This window comes from Methanoculleus sp. MH98A, from assembly GCF_000691865.1.
GTDB lineage: Archaea > Halobacteriota > Methanomicrobia > Methanomicrobiales > Methanoculleaceae > Methanoculleus.
Genome location: NZ_JMIO01000057.1, coordinates 23331 through 29330 on the forward strand (window position 1 = coordinate 23331; position 6000 = coordinate 29330).

General features: G+C 62.1%; 11 protein-coding genes. 6 read left to right on the plus strand and 5 right to left on the minus strand.

Annotated elements, in window-relative coordinates; translation table 11 throughout:
* Nucleotide 1: 1 nt before the first annotated feature.
* The 4 genes from EI28_RS14845 to EI28_RS08390 all read right to left on the minus strand — a co-directional run bounded on the left by EI28_RS14845 (nt 2) and on the right by EI28_RS08390 (nt 2275).
* Nucleotides 2-109, minus strand: coding sequence for a hypothetical protein (locus EI28_RS14845; protein ID WP_231476662.1), 108 nt, complete (start codon nt 107-109; stop codon nt 2-4).
* A 103-nt stretch (nt 110-212) separates the two neighbouring features.
* A complete protein-coding gene (locus EI28_RS14850) occupies nt 213-407 on the minus strand; it encodes a DUF86 domain-containing protein (protein WP_052379708.1) in 195 nt (64 codons plus the stop codon).
* On the minus strand, nt 404-697 hold the full coding sequence (locus tag EI28_RS08385; protein WP_048114168.1) for a nucleotidyltransferase family protein: 294 nt from the start codon (nt 695-697) through the stop codon (nt 404-406). Before EI28_RS08385 ends, EI28_RS14850 begins: the two co-directional genes overlap by 4 nt.
* Nucleotides 698-946: 249 nt before the next feature.
* Nucleotides 947-2275, minus strand: coding sequence for an AIR synthase-related protein (locus EI28_RS08390; protein ID WP_048114169.1), 1329 nt, complete (start codon nt 2273-2275; stop codon nt 947-949).
* Nucleotides 2276-2361: 86 nt separating this feature from the next.
* Here EI28_RS08390 and thiD point away from each other — a divergent pair, with 86 nt between their 5' ends.
* The 6 genes from thiD to EI28_RS08420 all read left to right on the plus strand — a co-directional run bounded on the left by thiD (nt 2362) and on the right by EI28_RS08420 (nt 5466).
* Nucleotides 2362-3162, plus strand: coding sequence for a bifunctional hydroxymethylpyrimidine kinase/phosphomethylpyrimidine kinase (gene thiD / locus EI28_RS08395; protein WP_231476663.1), 801 nt, complete (start codon nt 2362-2364; stop codon nt 3160-3162).
* Between the two features lie 199 nt (nt 3163-3361).
* Complete coding sequence (locus tag EI28_RS08400; RefSeq protein WP_048114171.1) at nt 3362-3793, plus strand: Lrp/AsnC family transcriptional regulator; 432 nt, start codon at nt 3362-3364, stop codon at nt 3791-3793.
* A complete protein-coding gene (locus EI28_RS08405) occupies nt 3790-4077 on the plus strand; it encodes a hypothetical protein (RefSeq protein WP_048114172.1) in 288 nt (95 codons plus the stop codon). The genes EI28_RS08400 and EI28_RS08405 overlap by 4 nt, the downstream gene beginning before the upstream one ends.
* Nucleotide 4078: 1 nt before the next feature.
* A complete protein-coding gene (locus tag EI28_RS08410; protein WP_048114173.1) occupies nt 4079-4531 on the plus strand; it encodes a hypothetical protein in 453 nt (150 codons plus the stop codon).
* A 131-nt stretch (nt 4532-4662) separates the two neighbouring features.
* A complete protein-coding gene (locus EI28_RS08415; RefSeq protein ID WP_048114174.1) occupies nt 4663-5190 on the plus strand; it encodes a zinc ribbon domain-containing protein in 528 nt (175 codons plus the stop codon).
* 81 nt (nt 5191-5271) lie between these two features.
* The gene (locus EI28_RS08420; protein ID WP_231476664.1) at nt 5272-5466 is read left to right on the plus strand and encodes a nucleotidyltransferase family protein; all 195 of its coding nucleotides are present in this window, start codon (nt 5272-5274) and stop codon (nt 5464-5466) included.
* A gap of 177 nt (nt 5467-5643) precedes the next feature.
* On the opposite strand, the gene EI28_RS15480 is transcribed toward EI28_RS08420, so the two are convergent.
* Nucleotides 5644-5886, minus strand: coding sequence for a type II toxin-antitoxin system HicA family toxin (locus EI28_RS15480; RefSeq protein ID WP_082223134.1), 243 nt, complete (start codon nt 5884-5886; stop codon nt 5644-5646).
* Between the last annotated feature and the right edge of the window lie 114 nt (nt 5887-6000).

Sequence of the window (6000 nt, forward strand, 5' to 3'; positions counted from 1 at the left end):
TCTACCCGGCGCCTCCTGTGCCGCCAAGCAAAGAGAGGAGCGCCACGACTTCCGCCCTGAGTGCGGGGATATCGTGATCCACGACCGCCCAGACCTCCTCAGGGTCCACGCGGAAGTATGCGTGAACCAGGATATTTCGAAGACCGATTACCTGCTCCTAGGGAACGCCGGGAGAAGCGCTTCGAAGATCAGGAGGAAGACGCGACGCTCCCTCAAGGAGCGGAGCGTGAGAAGACCTCCGGTCTTCGAGTGCGGGAGGCTGCTTCCCCGATGATCTGGAGGTGATGCACCATCCAGACCTGCACCAGTTCATCTTGCAAAAAAGCATCTCTACCCCGGACCGTATACCGCTCAATCCCCTCGATTGCTTCCAGGATGTCGAGGAGCCGGTCGATCCCGTCCCTCATAACGGTACTGCCTCTTTGAGGATCCGCTTTTTGTACCGCTCCTTGAGCGCCGTTTCCGTCACCACGTCCACCCGGCACCCAAGGGCCTCCTCCAGGTCCTGGATGAGCGCGATATGGTCGAGGAGGCTCCTGCCCTGCTCCAACTCCACCAGAAGGTCGAGATCGCTCTCCGGGCCCGCCTCGTCCCGGGCGACCGACCCGAAGACCCGCAGATTCCTGGCACCGTGCCGCCTGGCTATTGTGAGAATCCTGGACCGCTTCTTCCGGATCAGATCCTGTGTGACGGGCATGGCTGTTCAATATCTCCTATCGGGAGCTGGCGATATAAATTTGCCCCCGATGACCGCATCGTCACGAGACCACCGGCAGGCCAGGGCCTCCCTATGGGAACGGCGGTCCTGCCCTCCCCGATGGCGTGGGGCAGACACCCTCTCAACCGACCGGCATGCCCCTGCAGGAAACCAGAGCATGGGCGGGGTGGGGCAAAGGCCGCTGACAAGAGTCGCAAAGATGCTGTGTTAGAGAATACACCATTCTCCTCACGAGGACCGGAGCCGGGAGAGGATCCGGAGCTTCTTTGCAAGCGCCGCCTCCGCCGCCCGCTCGACCCCGGCCTTCATCTCCTCGAAGTCCCTCTTATCCTCGTCAACGACCTTCTTGACCGGGGTGTATGCCGACTCCCGGAACCGGGGGGTGAAATCGCGGATCTCGCCGTTGACGGAGAGTACCGACTCGGGCGCTCCTTCCTCGACATAGCCGACCTCTTTCATCGCGACGCCCGCGGACTCCACGACCCGCCGGATCTCGGGCGCAGCCTCGGGCGGCGCGACGACGAGAAGCGCGTCGAGGGATACGCCGAGGTAGTCGATCTGGAGAGCGTCGAGCATCTCGAGCACGTTCGGCTGGACGAGGGTGCGGAGGTCGTCCTCGACGACGACGATCCGGCAGCCGGCGGTCTCGGCCATCTCGTAGGCGTCGCCTCTGAGCCCGCCGTTCGTGACGTCGGTCATGGCGTGGATGCCGTCGAGGACGTCGCTTGCGAGGAGCGCCTCGCAGGCCTTGAGGAAGTGGAGGTTGATCGTCTCCTCGACGACCCTAGGGAACCCGGAGTAGATCGCGGCGGTGGCGATCGTCCCGCCGCCTGCCCCCTCGGTCATGAGGAGGACGTCGCCGGGGCTGATCGATTTCCTGGCGGTGAGGTGCCGGGCGACCCCGACGGCGCCGACGCACCCGGTCATCCGGGAACCGAGCACCATGTCCCCGCCGATGCGGAGGGTGGAGCCGGTAACGAGCGGGATGTCCATGGCCTCGCCGACGGCGGAGACGCCCGCCGTGTAGTCGAAGATCTTGGCGACGTCGCCGTCGTCGGCGACGTGGATATCGGAGAGAAGCGCGACGGGTTTTGCCCCCATGACGTAGACGTCACGGAGCGTCGCCCGGGTGACGTGGAACCCGGCGAGGAAGGGGAAGTCCGAGAGGCGCGAGTGCATCCCGTCGACGGTGGTGATGATGTAGTCCCCGCCGGCACGGACGGCGCCGGCGTCGTCCATCTCGTCGACGCCGACCGCGGCTTCTGTCCGGCCGATGATCCGGGCGAGCTGCCGGTGGGCGAAGAAGTCGCCCGAACCCCTTGAGCCGACGCCGAACTCGCCCATGGTCGAACCGGAGGGCTCGAACGTGAAGAGGTCGCCGGACAGCCCGGTCGAGTTCTTCGCTTCAGTGAGGACCGCCCGGGCGAATGCTTCGGCGTAGGCGGGGGTTACGCGGTGGTGCTTGATCGAGAGGATATCCCGGGAGAGAAGGCGCACGATCTCGTCGTCAGGGGTGCCGGCGGCGAGGTGCCGGCGGCTGATCTCTTCTACATCCATTGTAAGAGTGGTCGGTGCAGAACGTGATAAAGGGAATGGCGGGGGAGAAGCAAAGATTCAAGCGGATCCCGGGCGACACCTGATGGATGAGGGATGGAGAGATGATCGCCGCCTGCTCCGTCGCCGGTTCCGATTCGGGGGGAGGGGCGGGCATCCAGGCGGACCTGAAGACTTTTGTAGCGCTCGGGATCTGGGGGTTGACGGTCGTTACGGCGGTGACCGCCCAGAACACCCGCGAGGTGCGGGGGACCTGGATGCTCCCTCCCGACGCGGTGCGGGCGCAGATGGAAGCGGTCGCCGACGACTTCTTCATCGGGGCGTGGAAGACCGGGATGCTCGGGAACGCCCCGATCATCCGGGCGGTCGCGGGGGCCCTGCCGGAGGGGGCAGCGCTCGTCATCGACCCGGTGATGGTCTCGACGTCGGGCCACCGGCTGCTTGCGGAGGATGCCGTCAGGGATCTCGCGGACCTGCTCATCCCGCGGGCGGCGGTCGTCACCCCGAACATCCCGGAGGCCGAGGTGCTCAGCGGGATGCGGGTCACGACCGTCGAGGAGATGGCCGAGGCCGGCCGGCGGATCCTCGATCTCGGCGCCCGTGCCGTGGTGGTGAAGGGCGGGCACCTCGCGGGCGGTGCGGCGATCGACCTTCTGGTCGACCGGGAGGGGGAGATGCGGCTCTCCGGGGAGCGCTATCCCTACCCGGTGCACGGGTCGGGATGCTGCTTCTCGGCGGCGCTCACGGCATGCCTTGCCCGGGGGATGCCCATGCGGGAGGGGTTCCGCGCGGCAAGGAAGTTCATCGACACGGCCATCCGGGAAGCAGCGGGAGGGCCCGGGCCGGTTCGGGCAGTCAACCCCGGAGGAACGATCTTTCGCAGACTTTGAAATAATATTTCCTCAATCCGCAGTATTTTTACGTGATTTTTCCAAAAACCTTTTGAAACTCACATTTCATCACCGGGCGGAACTCCGGCAAAACCCCCTTATCCCCCTCATTATCCGACAGAAACGAAAAATAATCCACTCATATTATAAATACAAATGCGGAATTTTTATAAATAAAAACTTGTAACTACTGTATTGAATGGACGAGATCGACGATGCGATCCTTCGGGAACTGCAGAGAGACGGGCGAATGTCTATGGCAGAACTCGGCTCAATGCTGGGTATAGCACCGTCGACGGTCTTTAAACGGATCGAGAAACTGAAGAACGCCGGCATCCTCGAGCGGTTCACGATCGTCATCAACCAGAAGTGTTTCGAGCATACTCTGGTCGCTTTTCTGAACGTCAGGGTTCACCCCGACGGGAAATCAGAGGTCGAAGAGTTCATGCAGGGTCTCCCGAGCATCCTTGAACTCTACGAGGTGCTCGAACCCGGGGACTTCTTCATCAAGGTCCGGGTGCAGAACATATCCGAGTTGAAACGGAGCGTGCTCGTCCCCCTCTCCGGCCTTCCGGGGGTGAGGGATATCCAGACGATCATCTCGGTGAGGAAGGTCAAGGAACAGACATGAACGGATTGCAGATAGAAACCATACAGCAGATGCTTGCGATCGTGACGCTCCTTCTCGGAGTGCTCGTCATCGGCATCATCTTCAACGCCTACCGGATTGTGAAGCAGCCGACCCTGCTCCTCTTCATCTACGGGCTGTTTACGCTGGTCGTGGGGATCACGTTCGCCGATCTCGTGAGCGTCTTCACGCCCGATGAATTCATCATCGTCTGGTCGACGATCTTCTCACACATCGTGGTGATCCTCGGCCTCGGCGTGATGGCGTACGGTATCATGAGAGGGTAATATGCGTACCGGTACTTCGTTTGCCCGGGACTGGCAGCTGATCAAGGTGGCACGGTCGCTGCAGCGGCACGACGTCACCGGATCGCTCGTGCAGAAGCTCCTTGCGGACGCTCCGGCCGGGCTCACGGAGCGGATCGCCGCCATCGCCAGGCGGCTCGGCGAAGAGAACGGAACGGAACTCGTCACCCACGCTGAGGAACGGCTCGATCCTCCGACCCTGATGGAGGGGCTCCTCCTGACGTGGGGGATCCCCTGCGAGTCCACGGAAGCCGGCGAAGAGGGCGTGGCCATCGCCGTCGACGGCGCGGCAACGGCGGTCCGGGAAGCTTTCGCGGACGTCCGGGTGGCCGAACCCTACCTCGCCGGCTACGCCCGGGCGCTCCAGCGCGACGCGGTGCTCGAGCACGGCGCAGGCGGCAGGATGACGATCCGGTTCCCGCCCCGCGGCGAGTAGGCGGCGGCTCGTTCTTCGGCCGGGGAGCCGGCGGGTGCAGCCGCATCTTTTAACGGTCTTTTTTGCAAATAGTTATATCCTGAGCGGTCGGTTTGCCTATTTACAGCATTTCACTGCTACAAGGAGATTGTATGAAGACGGAAGGGATACGTGCGTGCCAGAGCTGCGGGATGCCGATGAGCGAGAAGGAGCAGTTCGGGACGGAAGCGGACGGCGCACCCTCGAAGGACTACTGCACCTACTGCTACCGGGACGGGGCCTTCACGAACCCCGGGGCCACCATCGATGAGATGGCGAAGCTTGGCGGAGGGATGATGTCGCAGATGTATGCGATTCCCCTCGAAAAGGCGGAGGCGTTCACGAAGGAGCAACTCTCGTGCCTGAAGCGGTGGGCGGGGAGGGAGATCCCCCTCTGCGAGAGCTGCGGGATGCCCCTTGCACGCGACGAGGACGCCGGGACGGAGGCGGACGGGTCGCGGAGCACGCGGTACTGCACCTACTGCTACCGGGACGGGAGGTTCACGGAGCCCGATCTGACGCGGGAGCAGGCGGTCGAGCGGTACGCGCCGATGATGGCCGCGAACCTCGGGATGCCTGTAGAGAAGGCGAGGGAGATGGTCGCCCGGTACCTCTCGACGCTGCCGCGGTGGCGGGAGTAGGGGCGGTCCTCCCGTCCAACCGGGTTCCGGGAGAACTCTTATATCCCCCGGTCCATACGATCGATACAGGAGAGGGATGGCTTGAGCCTCTTTGCCGATCTGCTTGAGCGGCGGGAAGAGATCCTTAGAGTCGCAGCCGGACACGGCGCCCGCAGGGTCAGGGTCTTTTGGTCGGTGGCCCGGGACGAGGAAACCCCGGAGAGCGACCTCGACCTCCTCGTCGAGTTCGAGCCGGGAAGGAGTCTCCTCGACCAGATCGCTCTCGCTCAGGACTAAAAAGACCTGCTCGGCCGCGAGGTCGACGTGGTGACCGAGGGAGGACTGCACTGGTACATCAGGGACCGCATCTCTCCGTGAGGCCGTGCCGCTGTGAAGACGATAAGTTGGGAGGGGCGGCTCACGTAAGCGGGGTCGCTGACCCACAATCTCACGTTACGGGAGAGAATCTAACGGTTAACGAAATAGAGCGATGAGGTCTTCCTTTGTGATATCGTTATGACTTGCTATATCGTTCAGAATATTGTTCAACGTTGGTCGCGTTTGTTCTTTTCGAAGGGGAATGATGATCATGTGTCTTTTGTTGTCGGTCTCTTTGACCATTTTGATGTGACTTCCGCGCTGATGAACAAAAGTATAACCGAGTTTTTCGAGAACCCTGACAATATCCGAACTACTAACAACCGGAAGCTTTGGCAACGGAATGCACCTGTAGTTCTGTCTGCGTCAGGATTGTGATCTCTTCTTCTGGTTCGAGTTCATCTTCAAAATACAAAAGTACGGCTTCTGCGATATTCTTGAGGAGTTCTTCAA

What these genes read in the sequence shown, in the direction of transcription:
- EI28_RS08410 (WP_048114173.1), top strand. Translation starts at nt 4,079, where the DNA reads ATGCGTACCGGTACTTCGTTTGCCCGGGACTGGCAGCTGATCAAGGTG.
- EI28_RS08415 (WP_048114174.1), top strand. Translation starts at nt 4,663, where the DNA reads ATGAAGACGGAAGGGATACGTGCGTGCCAGAGCTGCGGGATGCCGATG.
- EI28_RS14850 (WP_052379708.1), bottom strand. Translation starts at nt 407, where the DNA reads ATGAGGGACGGGATCGACCGGCTCCTCGACATCCTGGAAGCAATCGAG.
- EI28_RS08400 (WP_048114171.1), top strand. Translation starts at nt 3,362, where the DNA reads ATGGACGAGATCGACGATGCGATCCTTCGGGAACTGCAGAGAGACGGG.
- EI28_RS08405 (WP_048114172.1), top strand. Translation starts at nt 3,790, where the DNA reads ATGAACGGATTGCAGATAGAAACCATACAGCAGATGCTTGCGATCGTG.
- EI28_RS08385 (WP_048114168.1), bottom strand. Translation starts at nt 697, where the DNA reads ATGCCCGTCACACAGGATCTGATCCGGAAGAAGCGGTCCAGGATTCTC.
- thiD (WP_231476663.1), top strand. Translation starts at nt 2,362, where the DNA reads ATGAGGGATGGAGAGATGATCGCCGCCTGCTCCGTCGCCGGTTCCGAT.
- EI28_RS08390 (WP_048114169.1), bottom strand. Translation starts at nt 2,275, where the DNA reads ATGGATGTAGAAGAGATCAGCCGCCGGCACCTCGCCGCCGGCACCCCT.